13 protein-coding genes are annotated in these 20141 nt (G+C 61.6%); 2 read left to right on the plus strand and 11 right to left on the minus strand.

What is annotated here, in order from left to right:
* Positions 1 to 57: 57 nt before the first annotated feature.
* From astD to ACZ445_RS23380, 4 genes are all read right to left on the minus strand, one after another.
* Positions 58 to 1527: a succinylglutamate-semialdehyde dehydrogenase gene (gene astD, locus ACZ445_RS23365; RefSeq protein WP_183133316.1), complete on the minus strand. Its 1470-nt coding sequence runs from the start codon at positions 1525 to 1527 to the stop codon at positions 58 to 60.
* Entirely contained in the window at positions 1524 to 2549 is a 1026-nt protein-coding gene (gene astA, locus ACZ445_RS23370) for an arginine N-succinyltransferase (RefSeq protein ID WP_058426867.1), read from the minus strand. The genes astD and astA overlap by 4 nt, the downstream gene beginning before the upstream one ends.
* 51 nt (positions 2550 to 2600) lie before the next feature.
* Entirely contained in the window at positions 2601 to 3620 is a 1020-nt protein-coding gene (gene aruF, locus ACZ445_RS23375; protein ID WP_003175655.1) for an arginine/ornithine succinyltransferase subunit alpha, read from the minus strand.
* 188 nt (positions 3621 to 3808) lie between these two features.
* Entirely contained in the window at positions 3809 to 5029 is a 1221-nt protein-coding gene (locus ACZ445_RS23380; protein WP_058426868.1) for an aspartate aminotransferase family protein, read from the minus strand.
* A 286-nt stretch (positions 5030 to 5315) separates the two neighbouring features.
* On the opposite strand from ACZ445_RS23380, the gene ACZ445_RS23385 reads away from it, so the two are divergent.
* A complete protein-coding gene (locus tag ACZ445_RS23385; RefSeq protein ID WP_464707624.1) occupies positions 5316 to 11210 on the plus strand; it encodes a dermonecrotic toxin domain-containing protein in 5895 nt (1964 codons plus the stop codon).
* Positions 11211 to 11219: 9 nt separating this feature from the next.
* Here ACZ445_RS23385 and ACZ445_RS23390 read toward each other — a convergent pair whose 3' ends face one another.
* The 7 genes from ACZ445_RS23390 to acs all read right to left on the minus strand — a co-directional run bounded on the left by ACZ445_RS23390 (position 11220) and on the right by acs (position 19180).
* Positions 11220 to 12200: a GlxA family transcriptional regulator gene (locus ACZ445_RS23390; protein ID WP_058426870.1), complete on the minus strand. Its 981-nt coding sequence runs from the start codon at positions 12198 to 12200 to the stop codon at positions 11220 to 11222.
* A 204-nt stretch (positions 12201 to 12404) separates the two neighbouring features.
* Positions 12405 to 13169 (minus strand): ABC transporter ATP-binding protein, encoded by a 765-nt coding sequence (locus tag ACZ445_RS23395; RefSeq protein ID WP_003214336.1) that lies wholly within the window; start codon positions 13167 to 13169, stop codon positions 12405 to 12407.
* A 27-nt stretch (positions 13170 to 13196) separates the two neighbouring features.
* A complete protein-coding gene (locus tag ACZ445_RS23400) occupies positions 13197 to 14309 on the minus strand; it encodes a succinylglutamate desuccinylase/aspartoacylase family protein (protein WP_310863314.1) in 1113 nt (370 codons plus the stop codon).
* A 1-nt stretch (position 14310) separates the two neighbouring features.
* Positions 14311 to 15009, minus strand: a complete 699-nt coding sequence (locus ACZ445_RS23405; protein WP_058426872.1) for an ABC transporter permease — start codon at positions 15007 to 15009, stop codon at positions 14311 to 14313.
* Entirely contained in the window at positions 15006 to 15695 is a 690-nt protein-coding gene (locus tag ACZ445_RS23410; RefSeq protein ID WP_010208305.1) for an ABC transporter permease, read from the minus strand. The genes ACZ445_RS23405 and ACZ445_RS23410 overlap by 4 nt, the downstream gene beginning before the upstream one ends.
* A 91-nt stretch (positions 15696 to 15786) precedes the next feature.
* Complete coding sequence (locus tag ACZ445_RS23415) at positions 15787 to 16572, minus strand: ABC transporter substrate-binding protein (protein WP_058426873.1); 786 nt, start codon at positions 16570 to 16572, stop codon at positions 15787 to 15789.
* Positions 16573 to 17224: 652 nt separating this feature from the next.
* Complete coding sequence (gene acs, locus ACZ445_RS23420; RefSeq protein WP_058426874.1) at positions 17225 to 19180, minus strand: acetate--CoA ligase; 1956 nt, start codon at positions 19178 to 19180, stop codon at positions 17225 to 17227.
* A gap of 397 nt (positions 19181 to 19577) precedes the next feature.
* Between acs and ACZ445_RS23425 the strand changes: the two genes are divergently transcribed.
* The gene (locus ACZ445_RS23425; protein ID WP_092242420.1) at positions 19578 to 19847 is read left to right on the plus strand and encodes a DUF2790 domain-containing protein; all 270 of its coding nucleotides are present in this window, start codon (positions 19578 to 19580) and stop codon (positions 19845 to 19847) included.
* Positions 19848 to 20141 lie beyond the last annotated feature (294 nt).

The following is a 20141-nucleotide window of genomic DNA, read 5'->3' on the forward strand; positions in this document are numbered from 1 at the left end:
CAGTTGATAAATCAGATGACTGACACACCGCCATCGGGGACAAGCCCCCTCCCACATTCAGTTCAGTGTGATGCCGGGGGTCAGCGTGGCAGGCACCACCAGGCTTGGGGTCTCAAGCGAGGCCACCGGGTACGCGCAGTAATCCGCCGCGTAATAGGCACTGGCACGGTGGTTACCCGACGCCCCTACCCCACCAAACGGTGCGGTGCTGGCGGCGCCGGTCAGCTGTTTGTTCCAATTGACGATACCGGCACGGCTTTCCAGCCAGAACTGCTGGTAGCGCGCTTCGGAATCCGACAACAAGCCCGCGGCCAGGCCGTACTGGGTGTTGTTGGCCTCGGCAATCGCCGCTTCAAAGTCAGCGTAGCGGATCACCTGCAACAACGGGCCGAACAGTTCTTCGTCTTGACGCTCGGTCACACCGGTCACGTCGATGATGCCCGGCGTGAGCAACGCGGCCTGATCCTGTGGCTGGGTCATCTCCAACAGCGCCACCGCACCGTTGGCCAACATCAATTCCTGGGCGTCCATCAAGGCTTTGGCGGCGCCGAGGGAAATCACCGAGCCCATGAACGGCGCTGGTTGCTGGTCAAACGCACCGACCTCGATGGTCGCGCTGACCGCCACCAGACGTGCCAGCAACGCATCGCCCCAGGCACCTTCGGGCACCAACAGGCGACGGGCACAGGTGCAACGTTGGCCGGCGGAGATAAACGCCGACTGGATGATGGTGTAGACCGCCGCGTCCACATCGGCCACTTCATCGACCACCAGCGGGTTATTGCCGCCCATTTCCAGCGCGAGAATCTTGTCCGGGCGCCCGGAGAACTGCTGGTGCAGATGATTGCCGGTGCGGCTGGAGCCGGTGAAGAACAAGCCGTCGATACCGGGGTTGGCCGCCAGGGCGATACCGGTTTCCCGCGCGCCTTGCAGCAGGTTCAGCACGCCCGCCGGCAGGCCGGCTTCGATCCAGCACTGCACAGTCAGCTCAGCGACTTTAGGGGTCAGCTCGCTCGGTTTGAACAGCACAGTGTTACCCGCCAGCAAGGCCGGAACGATATGCCCGTTCGGCAAGTGGCCGGGGAAGTTGTAAGGGCCGAACACCGCCACCACACCGTGGGGTTTGTGGCGCAATACGGCGGTGGCATCGCCCAGCGAGCCGCTCTTCTCGCCGGTGCGCTCGCGGTAGCTTTGTACCGAGATCGCGATCTTGTTGGCCATGCTGGTGACTTCGGTCGCTGACTCCCACAGCGGCTTGCCGGTTTCCTCACCAATGCAGCGTGCGATTTCGTCGGCGCGTTTTTTCAGGGTGGCGGCGAAGGTTTCCAGCACGCCGATGCGCTCTTCCAGCGGGCGCCTGGCCCAGGCGGGGAAAGCCTGGCGCGCGGCCTGCACGGCGGATTCGACCTGTTCGGCGGTGGCGCCATTACCGGCCCACAGCACCTGCTGGGTCACCGGGTTGCGCGACTCAAACAGTTCACCCTGGCCAGCCAGCCAGCTACCTGCGATGTACAGCGAATTCATTATTTCGACTCCCGAGCAGCGGACAACGGTACGGCACGCACTTGATCGCCCACCACCAAGCGCAGGCGCTTGGCGGTCTGCGGGTCGACCACCAGGGTTCCGGCTGCGAGGCGGGCCGGGGCGGCGGTGATGCGGCAATCTTCACGTTTGCGGTTATGGATCAGGAACGGCGTGGCGTCGTCGCCTGGGGTGCCGATCGCCAACACCAGTGTTTCGCTGTCGCGTACGGCACGGATTTTCTTGGTCTCGCACTCCACCGCCGGGCCGGCGTCGAAGATGTCCACATAGCCCTGGTAGCTGAAGCCTTCACTCTTGAGCATGCTCAGCGCAGGTTCGGTGTCCGGGTGGACCTTGCCGATCACGTTGCGCGCATCTTCGGAGAGGAAGCAGCTGTATAGCGGAAACTTCGGCATCAGCTCGGCGATAAACGCCTTGTTGCCCACGCCGGTGAGGTAGTCGGCCTGGCTGAATTCCATCTTGAAGAAGTGGCGGCCCAGGCTTTCCCAGAACGGCGAACGCCCCGCGTCGTTGGACACCCCGCGCATCTCGGCGATGATCTTGTTACCGAACAACTGCGGGAATTCGGCAATGAACAGCAGGCGCGCCTTAGCCAGCATGCGACCGTTGAGACCGCTGCGGTAATCGGCATGTAGGAATAACGAGCACAATTCGGAATTGCCGGTGAGGTCGTTAGCCAGGAACAGCGTCGGAATCTCGCGGTAGATGTTCAGCTCCTGGGAGGCGCTGACGGTCAAGCCAACCCGGAAGTTGTACCAGGGCTCACGCAACCCGACGGCGCCGGCGATGGCGGAAATGCCCACCACACGACCTTCGTCGTTTTCCAGCACGAACAGGTAGTCGGCATCGCCGCGCCCGGCGTCGCCGCGAAAGGTTTTTTCGGCCCAGCCCACGCGGTGGGTCAGGCGCTCTTCGTTGGCCGGCAAGGTGGTGAGGCCGGTGCCGGTGCTGCGCGCCAGATCAATCAGGGCCGGTAAATCGCTGCTGCGTACGGGACGAACGATCATGCTATCTCCTCGAACGGGCCGCTGTTGTCAGCCACCCGCGAAACTCTCTTTTTAAACCGCTACCAGGCGCACGCTCGCGCCCTCGCCAACACCCAGGGCTTCGGCCGCTGCCAGGTCCAACGTCACCGGTTTACCCGGCGCGTAGTCCAGCTCCAGCATCACCGCGCGGTAGTCCTGCAACTGCGCGTTGCTCACCAGGTACTGGCGGCCGACGCCCTTGACCATCTCGCCGATCTTCACCGGCACCACACGGCTCTGGGCAATCGAGCGAATGCCCGAGACCCGTGCGTGCAGCGTGGGGCCGCCGTCGAAAATATCGATGTAATGGTCGGTCTCGAAGCCTTCGCGCATCAGGATGTCGAAGGTGATCTGCGCACGCGGGTGCACCTGGCCCATGGCTTCCTGGGCTTCGTCCGGCAGCAGCGGCACGTAGATCGGGTAATGCGGCATCAGTTCGGCGAGGAAGGTGCGGCTTTTCAGCCCGCACAGGCGTTCGGCGGCGGCGTAGTTGAGGTCGAAGAAGTTGCGGCCGATGGCGTCCCAGAACGGCGAGTCACCGTTCTCGTCGCTGTAGCCGACGATCTCGGTCACCACCGAGTCGGCAAAGCGCTCCGGGTGGCTGGCGACGAACAGCAGGCGGCCACGGGAATTGAGTTCAGACCACGGCGAACCGACCAGCTCCGGCACCACGTAGAAACTGGTGAGCAGGCTGTTGCCGGTGAGGTCGTGGCACTGGGAAAGCACGTGGATCTTGTTGTGGATCTTCAGCTCGCGGGAGGCGTGCACGAAGGTCTCGTTACGGAAGCTGTAGAACGGCTCGGAGTAACCGGCCGACGCGACAATGGCCGAGCAGCCGGCGAGCTTGCCGGTCTCGGTGTCTTCAAGCACGAAGAAATAGCTTTCTTCACCATTGAAGCTCACCTCGGCGGCGAAGGACGCTTCGCTCGCGGCGATCTTGTCGCTCAGGCGTTCCACATCGTCCGGCAAGGAGGTGACACCAATCGGGCTGTCCGCAGCCAGACGCTGTACCTCGCCCAGATCAGCCATTTGCGCGGGGCGCATCACCAGCATGGTGTCACTCCTTAACTCGAAAAACTCATAGGAAAAAAATACCGGACAGTTCCTGATTCAACGCAGGTCAAATGTGGGAGGGGGCTTGCCCCCGATAGCAGTCTGTCAGTTGATAAATCAGGTGGCTGACCCATTGCTATCGGGGGCAAGCCCCTCCCACATGACACGGTCCGGCAAATAAGTGTGTATCAGGCTTGCGTCAGCGTTTTCACTGCACGTTCAAAACGGTCCAGGCCTTCCTGGATATCCGCGTCTTCCACCACCAGGCTCGGCGCAAAACGCACCACGTCGGGGCCGGCCTGCAGGACCATCAGGTTTTCTTTCTCGGCCGCGTTGAACACGTCCTTGGCCTTGCCTTTGAACGCATCGCTCAGTACGCAACCGAGCAACAGGCCCATGCCACGTACTTCGGTGAAGATCCCGTATTGCTTGCCGATCTGCTCCAGGCGCGCCTTGAACAGGTCGTGCTTGGCATTCACGCCAGCCAGCACCTCAGGGGTGTTGATCACGTCGATCACCGCCTCGGCCACCGCGCAGGCCAGCGGGTTGCCGCCGTAGGTGGTGCCGTGGGTGCCGACCACCAGGTGCTTGGCCAGGTCTTCGCGAGTGAGCATGGCTGCAATCGGGAAGCCGCCGCCCAGGCTCTTGGCGCTGGTGAGGATGTCCGGCACCACGCCGTAATGCTGGTAGGCGAACAGGTGGCCGCTACGGCCCATGCCGGTCTGTACTTCGTCGAACACCAGCAAGGCGTTGTTGGCGTCGCACAGCTCACGGGCACCTTGCAGGTAGGCCAGTTCGGCCGGCAACACGCCGCCTTCACCCTGAATCGGCTCCAGCACCACGGCGCAGGTCTTGTCCGACACCGCAGCTTTCAGCGCGGCCAGGTCGTTATAAGGAACGTGGGTGATGCCGGTGATTTTAGGACCGAAGCCATCGGAGTACTTGGACTGGCCACCGACGTTGACAGTAAACAGCGTGCGGCCGTGGAAGCTGTTGAGCGCGGCGATGATCTCGTACTTCTCGGTGCCGAAACGATCGAACGCGACGCGACGGGCCAGTTTGAACGCAGCCTCGTTGGCTTCAGCGCCGGAGTTGCAGAAGAACACGCGCTCGGCAAAGGTGGCGTCGATCAGCTTATGCGCCAGGCGCAGGGCCGGCTCATTGGTGAACACGTTGGACACATGCCACAGCTTGTTGGCCTGCTCGGTCAGCGCGCCAACCAGCGCCGGGTGGGCGTGGCCCAAAACGTTGACCGCGATGCCGCCGGCAAAGTCGATCAGCTCGCGACCAGCCTGGTCCCACACGCGGGAACCCGCGCCACGCACGGGGATGAAGGCGGCAGGTGCGTAGTTGGGAACCATGACCTGGTCGAAATCGGCACGTTGCACCGGGGCTTGCTCAACGGACATCGGAGTCTCCTGAAGAGGAACGCCTGCCTGGAACTGGCGGGCGATGCAGGGATTGTAAGGACAGTTTTCAGTAGGGCCTTGTCGCCAAGCGACAACTTCTTATAGCGCCAACCCGCGTTTTACGCGGGTTTACGCCAATGCGACAAATAGCGTCGCAATGGCGCAGTTTAAACGCTGCGGGCCGTTTGCGTGAGGGCCAGACGTGCCGGCGGCATAACTATCTAAAGTCCGGCATGCCGAGGTGGCTGATTTACTCGTGGTTTCGAGCCCCCTCATGGATCCGAGCATGAAAACCCCGACTTCTCCTGTACCGGCAGTCAGCGATAACAGCCGTCCCGACCAAGACTTTGAACCCCTGACCCGCGCCCTGCCCGGCTGGCTGCTCAGCGCGTCCGTGCGCCAGCGCGAGGCGTTCAAAAAAGCTGCGCCCCTGCCTTTACCAACCGCCAACGCCGCGCAGCAAGCCGCCTTCAAACAGCTGAACGGTGCACATTGGCAAGCCCAGAGCCGCGTCGACAACGCGCTCAAGGATCTCAAGGATGCCAAGGCGTTCGGCAAACCCTTGCTTGCAGACGCCTTGAAACAGCAGTTCAACCTTGAGCTGGACGTGGAAGCGACCTTTATCCGCTTGTACATCCCGCTGACCATCCCCTGGTTTCCGGTGCGCTCTGGCGCCGCCCGCGCCTGGACCGTATCGCTGCTCGACGCCGCACTGCACAACTTCGAACACAAGGAAACCCTGGCGGACGCTTATGAACCGGCCTCCACTTACATCACCCGTCCCGACGCCTCCGGCCGGTTCGACACCTTGCCGGCGATCAAACACCAACTGCCGGTCGCGGCCTTCGCCCAACTGTGTCGCGACCTCGACCTGGGCGCCCGTTACATGCGCTACCTGCGCAGCGGGCTGGGCATGGACAGCCCGGTCGCCAGCGCGGCGCTGCAAACCAAGGTCGACGCCAGCCAGAAAGCCGCCCTGCGCGCAGCGCTGCAACTGGCACGGCTGAGGCAGGATATCCAGGACGATTACGCACAGGTGATAGAGGGTTTCATCGAGGGCCGTACCGGCCTGCGCCTCGGCACCGATGCGGTGCTGTGCCATGAATTCAGCATGATGGGTACGCCGCTGACCGGCATCCTGCTGTTTGCACCAGACCTTGAAAACACCCGCAGCGTGCGACGCCTGGTGGCCTATGTGCCCGACGACCCGGAACACCCGCTCAAGGAGTATCGCTCTGCGCTGGCCTTCAAACAGGAACTCACCCGACAACTGCGCGCCACCGACTACCAGGCGTTCTTCAGTCGCTTCGTGGCCCACGAGCACCTCGGGGCGTTTTTCGCCGACCTCAGCCAACGCCTGGAGAAAATCACCTGGCACCCCAGTGAGCAAGGCAAAGGTCTGGCCCCTTGGCGCGCCGAACCCACCGACGACCCCAAGCTGCAATTCTCCGCCATCCCGATCATGGGCGATCCGTGGGTATTCCTCTATCAATCCAGGCTGAACAAAATCCTCAACGACGCCCGCACCCTGGCGGTCGCCACCGCCACCGTGGACCGCAACGCCCGCTGGGCGCGGTGGGATGCGTTCGTCAGTGTGGCCTCGTCCATTGTGAACACGCTGCTGATGGTGGTCGCACCCTTCATCCCCGGGCTTGGAGAGCTGATGCTGGGCTACATGGCCTATCAACTGCTCGACGACGTCTTCGAGGGCATCGTCGATTGGGCCGAAGGGCTTGACCGCGAAGCGTTCGCGCACCTGATGGGGCTGCTGGAGTCTGCGGTTCAGTTGGGACTGTTTTCCGCCGGCACGCAAATCGGCGTGCCTGAATTACGCAAGTTGTTGTCACCGCAAACCCTGGCCTTCATCGACCGCTTCAAGTCGGTCACCCTCGCCAATGGCGCCCGCCGCTACTGGAAACCCGACCTCGGTCCTTACCAGCAGAAGCTGCAATTGCCGCCGCACCTGGGTATCGACGAACGCGGCCTGCATGACGTGCGCAGGGAATCGATCCTGGCGCTGGAAGGCAAACTCTATGCGGTGGAAAAGTCCCCCGAGGACAACCAGTACCGCATCCAGCACCCGACACGGGCCGACGCCTATCAACCCCAGTTGCACCACAACAATCACGGCACCTGGCGGACCGAACTCGACCAACCGCTGCAATGGGCCAAACCCACCCTGCTCGGTCGTCTGGGTCACCGGGCGCAGGGCCTCAGTGACGCCGACCGCGAGTTGGCCCTGGCCCTCAGCGGCACCCCTGAAGACAGCTTGCGCAAGGTGCACCAGCACAGCGAGCCCCTGCCACCGCTGCTCGATGACGCCCTGGCACGGCTGCGCATCGAGCGTGACCTGGACACCCTGATCGAGCGCCTGAACAGCGATGACCCGGCAGCGTACGGCCGTATCGACCCGCAGGACCTGCTGCAACTGCTCACCGCCAACGGCTCATGGCCACACACCCGGGGCTTGCGCTTCCTGGATGACCAGGGCCGTGTGGCGTGGACCTTTGGCGACCAGTCAAAACCCCTGGTGCAAATTCATGAAGCGCAATTGACCAACGGTGATCTGCTCAAGGCAGTGCTGAAGGCGCTGACCCCGGAAGAGATCCGCGCACAGTTCGGCGAGCGCGCCAGCGACCCGCAATTGAGCCTGGAAACCCGCGCGCGCAACCTGAGGAAGCGGCTGGCCGAGATCGCACGCAAGCATCGAGGCGCACTGTTCGACTCGCGTTATGCGTTCCTCCAGTATTCCTTACACCCCCAGGCCCAGCGATTGATCGAAAGCGCCCCCGGCTTGCCCGCCTCGGTCGCCGAAAAGTTGCTGGGCCAGGCAACCGCGCAGGAACTGACGGCACTGCGCGAACAGCGCACGCCACCGCGCCTGGCGCAACTGGCCCAGGCGACCCTTACCGAGGTACGCCTGAACCGCGCCTACGAGGGGCTACACCTGGACTCGCACATCAACCTCGACAGCGACCAACTGACGCTGAGCGCACTGCGGTTGCTGCCGGGCTGGTCCACCGACGTCAACCTGCAAGCCCGGCACCGCACCATCGACGGGCCGCTGTGGCGCAGCATCGGCCCCGACAGCGCCCCCATCCGCCGCAACCTGGTACGCCTGGACAGCGGCCGCTACGTGCCCTATGACGAACGCGGCCCGCTGTCCGGCGAGACCGACCTCTACACCGCCATCCTCCACGCCCTCCCCGATGCCCAGCGCGATCAGCTGAACATCGGCATCCACCAAGGCGCTGAACTGCGCGAACGCCTGCGCCAACATCCGCCGCCCCGCCACGAGCTGCGGGTACTGCTGGGCGCCGAGCCGGAACCCGCTGTCGAAACCCTGCAACTGCTCGGCAACGATGCGGGCTACGCCCAACAACCGCCCGCAGCGGGCGGCCCGGTGAGCCTGCAGCAACGGGCACGCACCCTGTACCCCGGCCTGCGGGATACCCAACTGCACGCGCTCATTGAGCAGTTGCAGACTCGCCCGGGCGGCGCAGCAACACAGCTCGCGCAACTGGCCCAGGAATACACACAACTGAACCGAGACCTGCTGGCCTGGCAGACGGATATTCCAACCCACCACCCGACCAGCGCCCAGGCGTTGAGCACCTGGGAGCGGCGCCAGGAGGAACAGAGTCGCCTGGTGATTGCCCATCAGCTCAAGCAAGCCTGGCGCCGCGAAACCAGGATCGACGATTACTACGAAGACCCGGCCCGCGACGGCCATGTGCTGAACCTGAACGCCAATTTTCTCGGCGAGCTGCCACGCCTGGACGCCCAGTTCGATCACATTTCCATGCTGCTGCTGGACGGCTCCGAGTATCTGCAGGGCGTGCTGCCCTTTCTCAGCCGCTTTCCCAGGCTGCGCCAGCTGGGAGTCATGAACACCCCGTTGGATGCTCTGCCCGCGCACATCACCTCGCTGCCTCAGTTGAATTCACTGCAATTGAGCAATTGCCGGATCACCCTCACGCCGGAGAGCCTGGCGCGGCTGTCGGCGATGCATCAGCTGCGCTCGCTGGACCTGAACGGCAACCCGCTCGGCCTCGTCCCCAGTGTCGAGGCCCTGCCTGAACTGGTCGCCCTGGACCTGTCAAATACCGGCATCGAGCGCCTGCCGGCCGGCCTGCTCAGCCGCACGGAGCTACAAGCCGCCATCTTGAACGACAACCGGATCAGCACCTTGCCAGAGGCTATTTTCGACTTGTCGGCCGAGTCCAGCCGCCGTTTCGACCTGTCCCGCAACCCGCTCTCACGGGCGACGCTGGAGAAGGTCAAGACCTATTACCAGGCACACCGCACCTACCTGGAGGCCAATGCCCTGCCCGCCGACATGCGTGACGCACAACAGCTGTTTCCGACGTTCCGCGACGAGCAGATCAACCAGTTCATCTTCGACCTGCCCGGCGATATCGAAGCCGGCAGAGTAGCCCTGGCGCAATTGGCCGCCGACTATCAGACCCTGACCGAGGAACTCCAGACCTGGGCCCGGGCCCCCGCCCTCTCTGACGTAGAGCGCGGACGCCGAACCGTGCTCAAGGAACTGCTGGAACGCAGCTGGCGGCGCGAAACCCCGCAACAGACCCGCTGGCTCAACTCCCTGGAAATCTCAAGCGCCCTGGCCGGTGAGCTACCACCGATGAGCATCCGCTTCGAGCATATCGGCGGCATTCGTATCGAGGGTAACGGGCGCCCCCTGCACCTGGATCACTTCCTGTCCAGCTTCAACAAGCTGAACGTTGTCGACATCAGCGACGCGCCGCTGGGGGATATCCCCGCGCCGCTGTTCAACCTGCAACGCCTGGAGTTCCTCGGTCTACCCCGATGCTCGATCACGCTGTCAGCGTCCTCGGTGCGGGGTCTGGAAGGGATGAGCAACCTGGCATTCCTGGACCTCAACCACAACCCACTGGGACTCGTGCCGGACTTCAACCGGCTCCCCCGACTGAACCGGGTGCACTTGCGCAACACCGGCCTGCGCGAAGTGCCGACCGGCCTGCTGAGCAGCGAACAGCACGCGGCGGTTGACCTGAGCAACAATGCCATTGAGTACCTGCCGGCGAGTCTCTCCGATTTGCCCGACGCCATCGCTCGGGGCATTGACCTGTCGGGCAACCCGCTGTCCAGGCAGGCGCTGGAACAAATCAAGACCTACTGTCAACGTACCGGGGAATTCTTCAGTGCCAGGGTTTCCACCGCCCAGCGCACGCGCGTGCAGCAGCTCTACCCAACCTTCATCGACAGCGAAGCCGATCGCTTCAGCTTCAAGCTGCCGGGCACCATGAACGACATCGACGCCGAAATGGGCGAACTCGAAGAAGAATATCGCCAGCTGGACACCGACCTGGATGAATGGATTCTCGATGTGCCGACGCACCACCCGATCCTCGACATCCCCCTGGACGAACAGACACGCGCCGAACAGCAATTGGTACGGCGCAATTTCAAGACACTGCTCAAGCAAGCCTGGCGTTATGAAAGCCCCGAAGACGAAGAGAGCCTCGATGACGATCTGACCCATGCAGTGACACTCGAAACACCGATACTCGGCGCACTGCCACAACTCAGTGCGCGCTTTGAGCATGTCACTTCATTTGAACTGATCAGCAACGGCACCACCACTGAGGTCGACGGCACCCTCAGGGGGTTCACCGAGCTGCAGACCCTGACCCTCAACAAATGCTCGCTGCAAACCCTGCCGACTTCGATTTTCAACATGCCGCACCTGTCCTCCCTGGACCTTGCCGAATGCCGACTGAGCTTGACGCCCGAGAGTGCTCGCTCACTGGAAACCTTGAATGGCATTGAATTCCTCGATCTGAGCAACAACCCGCTGCGCCACGCGCCGGATGTCAGCCACTTGTATCAGCTGACCTCGCTGCACCTGCGCGACGCGCAACTGCGAGCGGTGCCCGAAGGGGTATTCCGACTGGAGTCGCTGCACACGCTGGACCTGAGCAACAACCAGATCGAAACCTTGCCAAACGCCATTCTGGAAACCGCAACGACGCTGGACAGCGACTCAGATCTGCGTGGCAACCCGTTGGCTGCGCACAGCCTGGAGTTGCTGAGGCACTACTACCAGCGCACAGGTTTCGCCTTTTACGTACAAGCGGCTACCCGCGATGCCCAGGGCAATCCGCTGGCTCCACCGCTGCCCCCGCAGGAAGAGTGAAGCAGGCGCTCAACCGCGTTCGGACGGCACCGATGACAGTTCGAACGGGCTGCTGCTGCGCCGCTGGTTGCGGTCTTCACGAGGGGTGGCGCCGAAGAAATTGCGGTAGGCGCTGGAGAAATGCGGCCCCGAGGAGAAGCCGCACGACAGGCCGATCTGGATGATCGACTTGCTGGTTTGCATGAGCATCTGGCGGGCCTTGTTCAGGCGCAGTTCCAGGTAGTACTGGCTGGGGACGCGGTTGAGGTATTGCTTGAAGATACGTTCCAGTTGTCGTCGCGACACGCACACGTGCTGGGCGATTTCGTCGGTGGTCAGCGGTTCTTCGATATTGGCTTCCATCAGCAACACCGCCTGGGTCAGCTTCGGATGGCTGGAACCCAAGCGGTTTTGCAGCGGAATGCGCTGGCGCTCGCCGCCTTCGCGGATGCGTTCCACCACCAGTTCTTCGGACACTGCACCGGCCAGTTCGGCGCCGTGGTCACGGGCCAGCACCGCCAGCAGCAGGTCAAGTACCGACATGCCACCGCAGGCGGTGAGACGGTCGCGATCCCAATCGAACAGATGGCTGGTGGCGATCACCTTGGGGAAACGCTCGGCGAAATCATCCTGCCAACGCCAGTGCACGGCGGCGCGGTAGCCGTCGAGCAAACCAAGCTGGGCCAAGGGGTAAACACCGGCCGACAAGCCTCCAATCACGCAACCGGCCCGCACCGACTGCTTGAGCGCAGTGCTCAGTTGCGAGGCAATGACGGTCGGTGGCTCATCCGCCAGCAGGAACAGCTTCTGGAAACCTTCGAGCTTGCCAGCCCACGGCTCGCCCGGCAGTTGCCAGGCGCCTTCGGTGGCCGGTTCTGCAAGCAGGAACGACAACTCGTAGACCACGTCTGGATGCACCCGCTGGGCAACGCGCAAGGCCTCCTCAGCCAGCGCAAGCGTCAGGGCTTTTGTGCTGGGCCAAATCAGGAAACCAATTTTGTGGGCGGTCATGGAGTGCTATCCGAAGCCAGTAACAGTAATGAAGACAAGGGCCAATGCTAGCCCGTAATCGAGTACAAATCTCAAAAACGATGCATATCCAATGTGGGAGGGGGCTTGCCCCCGATGGCGGCGTGTCAGATAAACATTTCTAACTGATGTACCGCTATCGGGGGCAAGCCCCCTCCCACACAAAGCAAACCCCATAGGCAGGAATTACTTCAGGCTGCCGGACAGGAACTGCTGCAAACGCTCGGACTGCGGGTTCACCAGCACTTCCCGCGGGTTGCCGCGCTCTTCGACGATGCCTTTGTGCAAGAACACCAACTGGTTCGACACCTCACGGGCAAAGCCCATTTCGTGGGTCACCACTACCATGGTGCGGCCTTCCTGGGCCAGGTCCTGCATCACCTTGAGCACTTCACCGACCAGTTCCGGGTCCAGCGCCGAGGTGGGTTCATCAAACAGCATCACCTCCGGCTCCATCGCCAGGGCACGGGCGATGGCCACGCGCTGCTGCTCGCCACCGGACATGTGGCCGGGGAACGCATCCTTGCGATGGCCCACGCCGACCTTGGCCAGGTAATGCTCAGCCTTTTCACGGGCGTCTTTCTTCGACATGCCCAGCACGTGCACCGGCGCTTCCATCACGTTTTCAAGCGCGGTCATGTGCGACCACAGGTTGAAATGCTGGAACACCATGGACAGGCGCGAACGCATGCGCTGCAGTTGCTTGGGGTCGGCGGCCTTCATGGCGCCGTCCTTGTTGGCGACCAGCTTCAGCTCTTCGTTGTTGAGCAGGATCTTGCCGGCGTGGGGTTGCTCCAGCAGGTTGATGCAGCGCAAAAAGGTACTTTTGCCCGAACCACTGGAACCGATGATGCTGATCACATCACCGGCCGCGGCGGCCAGGGACACACCTTTGAGCACTTCATGACTGCCATAGCGTTTATGCAGGTCTTGGACTTCAAGTTTGTACATGCGGTCGGTTCTCACAAAAACAGGTGGTCAGTCGTTGAGCAAGCGCCCGTGACGCAGCGCTTCGCGCCCCGCCACCTTGGCCAGCCAGAAACCCGCTTGGGCATAACGTAGCCGTTCAACGGCAAACAACACCCCCGAGGTGCCCGCGCATATCGTGCTGACGCGGTCTTCCAGGGGGTCAATCACTTCAAAAATCGGTTCGCCTTTTTCGACCCATTCACCAGCATTACGCAGGTAACTGATCACCCCGGCGTGGGGCGCGAACAGCAATTCGGTGCCTTCGAACGGCACGCCTTCACACGGCTCGTATTGCGGCGCCGGCCATTCGCCTTTGATCAGGCCCTGCTCGGCAAGGAACGCCAGGATGCCTTCGGCGTGAAAGATCGCCTCGTCGCGGCCCGTGTCAGCCTGGCCACCCAACTCCAGCGTCGTCGCCAGGCAAGCCAAAGGGACCTGTGCCTCGGGAAACGCCTGGGACAAGCGCAGCCACGGCAGCGAACAGGCTTCATCGAACGAGCTGCCGCCGGAGTCTTCCGCCAGCAGGCCGACTTTCACATTCAAATGCGCCGACAGCGAACGCCACTGCGACCAGTGCTGCGGCAGCGCGTACATATGCAGCGCGGCTTCGGCATCACAATGCAGGTCGAGCACCACATCGGCGGTGCAGGCGTGGCTCAGCAGGATGCGCTGCATGCCCTGCAATTGGCTGCTCGGCTCGGGCAACGCATTGAGCACATCGTTCATGGCCTGGCGGATCATGCGCACGTTGGCGTGAGGGTCATCGCCCAGCTTGCCCTTGAGCAACTCGGCAACCGGCTCGCTCAATTCGACGAAATCACGATTGAAGTTCTTGCCGCTGCCCACTTCGAAACGCCCCTGGTGGCTGCCTTGCAGCAACTGGCCCAGGCCCATCGGGTTGGCGACCGGCACCAGCTCGATCACGCCGTTGAGCGCACCTTGCTGTTCCAGTTCGACGAGGCGCTTTTTCAGCTCCCACGCGGCGCGCATGCCCGGCAATTCATCGGCGTGCAGGCTGGCCTGGATATAGGCCTTGCGCTCGCCCTTGCCGAAACGGAACACGCTCAGTTGGCGCTCGCAGCCCAGGTGACCCCAGGGCAACCGGTGATCGATACGTTCCATATCAGTGCTTCCGTGGAGCCAGGTAGCTCAGCCAACGGCGCTCGGCCAACTTGAACAGGCGCACCAGGATGAAGGTCAGGCACAGGTAGAACACGCCGGCGGTGATATAGGCCTCGAACGGCAAGTAGAACTGCGCGTTCACCGTGCGTGCGGCACCGGTGATGTCGATCAGGGTGACGATGGAGGCCAGGCTGGTGGTCTGCAGCATCATGATCACTTCGTTGCTGTACTGCGGCAGCGCACGGCGCAGGGCCGACGGCAGCAGGATGCGGCGGTACAGCTTGTAGCGCGACATGCCCATGGCCTTGGCCGCTTCGATCTCGCCATTGGGCGTCGCCTTGAGGCTGCCGGCAATGATCTCGGCGGTGTAGGCGCTGGTGTTGATCGCAAAGGCCAGGCACGCGCAGAAGGTGGCGCTTGACAGCAGCGGCCACAGGAAACTCTCGCGCACGGCGTCGAACTGGGCCAGGCCGTAGTAGATCAAGAACAGCTGCACCAGCATCGGCGTGCCGCGGATCACGTAGGTGTAGAGCCAGGCCGCGCCATTGACGATCGGCTGCTTGGATACGCGCATCAGGCCCAGGGGCAAGGCCGCGAGCAGGCCGAAGAACAGCGAGATGGCGAGCAGTTTCAGGGTGGTCACCAGGCCGCCGAGGTACAGCGGCATGGCCTCCCAGATGACGTTGTAGTCGAAGATCATAGATCAGCCGCCCTTACGCCTACCGAGTAGCGCTTCTCAAGATGACGCAGGGCCAGCAACGACACGCTGGTGATCACCAGGTACATCGCCGCCACTGCGAGGAAGAAGGTAAAAGGCTCGCGGGTGGCGTCTGCCGCCTGCTTGGCCTTGAACATCATGTCTTGCAGGCCCACCACCGAAATCAGCGCGGTGGCCTTGGTGAGTACCAGCCAGTTGTTGGTGAAACCGGGAATCGCCAAACGGATCATCTGCGGCACCATCACTCGGAAGAACACCTGGAAACTGCTCATGCCATACGCCAGGCCGGCTTCGGCCTGGCCCTTGGGAATGGCCATGAAGGCGCCACGGAAGGTTTCCGAGAGGTAGGCGCCAAAGATGAAACCCAAGGTGCCGATACCGGCGGCCAAGGGGTTCAAGTCGATATAGTCGTCGTAGCCCAGCATCGGCGCGACGCGGTTGAGCAGGTCCTGGCCGCCGTAGAAAATCAGCAGGATCAGCACCAGGTCGGGGATCCCGCGGATCACCGTGGAGTACAAGTCACCCAGCCAGGCCAACCAGCGCACCGGCGACAGGCGTAACGCGACCCCGATCAGACCCAGAACAATGGCCAAGGCCATGGACGACAAGGCGAGCTGAAGCGTCAACCATGCGCCATCGAGGATGACGGCCCCGTAGCCTTTCAACATGATTCAGGTCCTCGAAAAGGGGGATGAAAAAATGGCGCAAACCTCAGGAATTCTGTTGCTTGCGCCATTTGGGACAGACCGCTGCGACGATTTACTTGGCGTCAGCGCCGTAAATATCGAAGTCGAAGTACTTGTCCTGGATTTTCTTGTATTCGCCGTTGGCACGGATCGCCGCGATGGCTGCGTTGATGCGGTCCAGGTTTTCCTTGTCGCCTTTGCGTACGGCGATGCCGATGCCGTCACCGAAGTACTTGGCGTCGGTGAACTGTGGGCCCACGAACGCGTAGCCTTTACCGGCCGGGGTTTTCAGGAAGCCGTCTTGCAGCAGGGTGGCGTCAGCCACGGTGCCATCGAGGCGACCGGCTTCCACGTCCAGGTAGATTTCGTTCTGCGAGCTGTAAGGCACAACCGTGGCGCCTTTAGGGGCCAGGACTTCCTTGGCGAAACGGTCGTGGATCGAACCACGTTGCACACCGATCTTCTTGCCTTTCAATTCATCCAGGCTGTCGCTGACGGCGGTGCCTTCCTTCATCACCAGCTGTGCTGGGCTCAGGTAGTAGCGGTTGGTGAAGTCCACGGACTTCTTGCGGTCGTCAGTGATGGACATCGACGACAGGATCGCGTCGATCTTGCGCACTTTCAGCGCCGGGATCAGGCCGTCGAATTCCTGCTCGACCCACGTGCACTTGACCTTCATCTCTGCGCACAGGGCGTTGCCGATGTCGTAGTCAAAACCGACGATGCTGCCATCCGGTGCCTTTGAGGCAAACGGAGGGTAAGCCGCTTCGATACCAATCTTCAGGGGCTTTTCATCAGCGAAAGCCTGCATGGACAGCACGGACAGCGCCAGGGCGCCCAACAGCACGAGTTTCTTCATCTTGGGACTCCATCGGTATAGGGCAAAACAGCAGTATGAGCCATGGCCCACGATGCGGCGTAAGGGAAACCGAATAGCGGTGCTGCGTCCTACACCGATTCAACACCGGAGACGACGAGCGAGTGATCGGCATTCTAACGACAGGCTGGAAGCCGATATTTCCTCAATGCGACAACAATTTACAGAAGCACCGAGAAAGCGGTTCCAGCTCATTGACAGCCTCTGGATTTTATGCAGAGACAAAAGACATTAAACCTGTAGACGCTGCAAATTGCGGGCCTATTATTCGCAAACCCTTCTGGCACGGCAAGTCTGGCGTTTAATCTTATTTCCTGGGGTGTCTGGAATGCGGCTTTTCGGGGCGCAGACGTAGCACATTGCCTCAGGTTTGGGCACGAGGTTACACATTCAGGGCTGGCAGTAACATTCAGAAACGCCCTACACGATAAACCGATATTTATTGATCTGCCGGAGATCCAACTGTGGGAGGGGGCTTGCCCCCGATAGCGGTGTGTCAGTGAAAGGTATTTCAACTGAACCGCTGCCATCGGGGGCAAGCCCCCTCCCACACCGGATCTCCGGTGGTTTTGAGGTCGCACAAAAAAGCCCCACCCAGCTCACGCCGGATGGGGCTTCGTCCCACTAACCCGCCTTACGCGACGTTCATGGTCTTGTGCGTCTCGATCAAATGCGCCACCACGCCCGGGTCCGCCAGGGTGGAGATATCACCCAGCCCGTCGTACTCGGCCGTGGCGATCTTGCGCAGGATGCGCCGCATGATTTTCCCCGAACGCGTCTTCGGCAAGCCCGGCGCCCACTGGATCACGTCCGGCGAAGCAATCGGCCCGATTTCCTTGCGTACCCAGTTTTTCAACTCCAGGCGCAACGCTTCGTTCGGCTCTTCGCCATTTTTGAGGGTGACATATACATAGATACCCTGCCCCTTGATGTCATGCGGCACACCCACTACCGCCGCTTCGGCGACTTTAGGGTGGGCAACCATGGCACTTTCGATCTCGGCGGTGCCCATGCGGTGGCCGGACACGTTCAGCACGTCGTCCACACGGCCGGTGATCCAGTAGTAACCGTCCTCGTCACGGCGCGCACCGTCACCGGTGAAGTACATGCCACGGAAGGTCTTGAAGTAGGTGTCGACAAAACGATCATGGTCGCCGTACAGGGTACGCGCCTGGCCCGGCCACGAATCGAGGATCACCAGGTTGCCCTCGGCAGCGCCTTCGATCAGGTTGCCCAGGTTATCCACCAGCGCCGGCACCACACCGAAGAACGGTCGTGCCGCCGAACCCGGCTTGAGCGCATGGGCACCCGGCAGCGGGCTCATCATGTTGCCGCCGGTTTCGGTCTGCCACCAGGTATCGACAATCGGGCAACGGGATTGGCCGACGTTCTTGTAGTACCAGTCCCACGCCTCAGGGTTAATCGGCTCGCCCACCGAACCGAGCAGACGCAGGCTGGAGCCGTCTGCGCCTTCGCACGCAGCAGTGCCGGATGCCATCATGGCGCGGATTGCGGTCGGTGCGGTGTAGAGGATATTGACCTTGTGCTTGTCGACGATCTTCGCCACCCGCGTGATGTCCGGGTAGTTCGGCACGCCTTCGAACAGCAGCGTGGTCGCGCCATTAGCCAGCGGGCCGTAGACGATATAAGTGTGGCCGGTGACCCAGCCGACGTCGGCGGTGCACCAGTAGATTTCGCCTGGGCGGTAGTCGAACACGCGCTCGTGGGTCAGGCCGGCGTACAATAGGTAGCCGCCGGTGGTGTGCTGCACGCCCTTGGGCTTACCGGTGGAACCGGAGGTGTAGAGGATGAACAGCGCTTCTTCGGCACCCATCTCCTTGGGCGCACACACGGTGCCCGCCACTTTCATCAGGTCTTCGTACCAGATATCGCGGTGCTGGTTCCACTTGATCTGGCCATTGGTGCGCTTACACACGATGACCTTCTGGATGCTGCTGGTTTCCGGGTTGGTCAGGGCGTCGTCGACGTTGGCCTTCAGCGGAATCTTCTTACCGGCACGGACGCCTTCATCGGCAGTGATCACCACCTTCGACTTACAGTCGATGATGCGACCGGCCAGGGCCTCCGGCGAGAAACCACCAAACACCACGGAATGAATCGCACCGATACGGGTACAGGCCAGCATGGCGACCACGGCTTCGGGGATCATCGGCATATAGATAGTCACCACGTCGCCGCGGTGCACGTCCTGGCCGCGCAGGGCGTTGGCGAACTTGCAGACTTCTTCGTGCAGCTCGCGGTAGGTGATGTTGCGGCTCTCGGCAGGGTCGTCGCCCTCCCAGATGATCGCAATTTGATCGCCACGCTCGGCGAGGTGACGGTCCAGGCAGTTGTAGGAAACGTTCAGGGTGCCATCGGCGAACCACTTGATGTCGACGTGGTGATCGTCGAAAGAGGTCTGCTTCACCGTGGTGAAAGGCTTGATCCAGTCAAGGCGCTTGGCTTGCTCGCGCCAGAAGCCATCGGGGTTGACCACCGACTGCTGGTACATGGCCTTGTAGGTCGCCTCGTCGGTCAGCGTGTTGGCTGCTACTTCGGGGCGAACGGGGTACAGGGAAGCCGCACTCATCTTTCTTACCTCGGTGACATAGTTGTTTTTGTATGGCCCTGTTGTAGCCGGGGCGGCCCTATAGAACCATTCGACGATGGTAGTAACAAGCCCCTACAAATTGCCCTGATATCCCCGTTTGCGGCTCTGGCCCGCGGGCTGTGGCGCTTTGCGGCTTTGTGAAAAAAGCTTTACCACGGGATTGTTACAAAAACCGCCAATAGTGTTTATCAAAAGCACGGGTATATGAATATAACCCGGGGGCCTAAAATCACTTCCGTCAACACGACACTGTGATTAACAACGCAACAGCCCCCACGAAGGCAACGTTAATCCGAACTTCCCAACTCTTGAGTTACACACGTGGCCTCACAAGGGCCCCGTGACCCCTTTCGCCCTGAAGAAGGTAAATAGAGAAATGAAAGCTTTAGTAGTTATGGCCCTCAGCAGCTTGTGCGCCACCGCCGCCCTGGCCGACGAAGCCCCGACTGACGTAGCTGGCAGCAACCCTCCAATCGTTGAAGACTACACTTACAGCACCCACCTGGACGTGGCCAAAGTACTGTCCATGAGCAGTATTCCGGAAGTGTGCGAAGTTGTACCGGTGAAGATGGAATATGAAGACTCACAGGGCCAGCGTCATATTCTTAATTACCACGTGATGGGCAATGGTTGTTCTAACGGATAATCACTTGGTTAGTTCGAACTTATTCGCCGCAAGAAATTGTTCTTGCGGCAAAGCACCGACCCCGCCCAAATGTGGGAGGGGGCTTGCCCCCGATAGCGCTAGCTGCAACACCGCACCTATAAAAGCCTGACGCACCACGCCGCTCCTCCCCTCACAAAAAACATCCCACCGCCCGTCAAAAAAATCCAACCCCAGCAAAGCCTTGTAAACCCGCACTCTGGCCGAAAAACACGCCATTCTGGCCGCTCTCCGTGACCATCCGCCTCAACACAAACCGGTTTTTTTCCCCTACAA

The sequence above is a fragment of the Pseudomonas allii genome (genome assembly GCF_055380095.1).

Coding starts and splice junctions, on each gene's coding strand:
- ACZ445_RS23410 (WP_010208305.1), bottom strand. CDS start 15,695: ATGTTGAAAGGCTACGGGGCCGTCATCCTCGATGGCGCATGGTTGACG.
- ACZ445_RS23400 (WP_310863314.1), bottom strand. CDS start 14,309: ATGGAACGTATCGATCACCGGTTGCCCTGGGGTCACCTGGGCTGCGAG.
- ACZ445_RS23390 (WP_058426870.1), bottom strand. CDS start 12,200: ATGACCGCCCACAAAATTGGTTTCCTGATTTGGCCCAGCACAAAAGCC.
- ACZ445_RS23395 (WP_003214336.1), bottom strand. CDS start 13,169: ATGTACAAACTTGAAGTCCAAGACCTGCATAAACGCTATGGCAGTCAT.
- ACZ445_RS23425 (WP_092242420.1), top strand. CDS start 19,578: ATGAAAGCTTTAGTAGTTATGGCCCTCAGCAGCTTGTGCGCCACCGCC.
- astA (WP_058426867.1), bottom strand. CDS start 2,549: ATGATCGTTCGTCCCGTACGCAGCAGCGATTTACCGGCCCTGATTGAT.
- acs (WP_058426874.1), bottom strand. CDS start 19,180: ATGAGTGCGGCTTCCCTGTACCCCGTTCGCCCCGAAGTAGCAGCCAAC.
- aruF (WP_003175655.1), bottom strand. CDS start 3,620: ATGCTGGTGATGCGCCCCGCGCAAATGGCTGATCTGGGCGAGGTACAG.
- ACZ445_RS23380 (WP_058426868.1), bottom strand. CDS start 5,029: ATGTCCGTTGAGCAAGCCCCGGTGCAACGTGCCGATTTCGACCAGGTC.
- ACZ445_RS23385 (WP_464707624.1), top strand. CDS start 5,316: ATGAAAACCCCGACTTCTCCTGTACCGGCAGTCAGCGATAACAGCCGT.
- ACZ445_RS23405 (WP_058426872.1), bottom strand. CDS start 15,009: ATGATCTTCGACTACAACGTCATCTGGGAGGCCATGCCGCTGTACCTC.
- ACZ445_RS23415 (WP_058426873.1), bottom strand. CDS start 16,572: ATGAAGAAACTCGTGCTGTTGGGCGCCCTGGCGCTGTCCGTGCTGTCC.